Genomic DNA, 407 nt, shown 5'->3' on the forward strand with positions numbered 1-407 from the left:
GTCATGCGTCCGTGGAACACCTGAGCCTGGTTGCCGGCCCAGTTCGGGCCGACCATCAGATTGACTTCATCGTCCATCTTGCGCAGCAGTCGGTCGGTCTCGACCAGGTGCTCGTGGATCGACTTGACCTGTGGTGGTGCGTCTTCGGTGACTTCAAATTGTCCGGGAACTGCCATGTCTACTCCTTTGTCGGGTGCCCTGGATCGTCGGGCACGACGGGTCTGGTCTCATCGAAATACCGTGCTAAACCAATGACGCCTCCCACTGGTCCGTCGATATCTCGACAAGTTGGTGGATCGCCTGGCCGATCGCATGATCCGAACCCGGCTTCAACGTGGTCCACAGCTGGCCGCTCGGTGAGGCACTCGGCGCCGCGACGATGCGACCCTTCCTGGTGTAGAACACCC

The 407-nt window shown here is 60.4% G+C and carries 1 protein-coding gene; it reads right to left on the reverse strand.

Translation table 11 applies throughout. The annotated features are described in order from the left end of the window. Window positions 1–243: 243 nt before the first annotated feature. Window positions 244–405 (reverse strand): ESX secretion-associated protein EspG, encoded by a 162-nt coding sequence (locus D7Y15_RS46855; RefSeq protein WP_368667441.1) that lies wholly within the window; start codon window positions 403–405, stop codon window positions 244–246. Window positions 406–407: the final 2 nt, after the last annotated feature.

Origin of the sequence: Corallococcus sp. AB030, from assembly GCF_003668965.1 — a bacterium.
Taxonomy (GTDB): domain Bacteria; phylum Myxococcota; class Myxococcia; order Myxococcales; family Myxococcaceae; genus Corallococcus; species Corallococcus exiguus.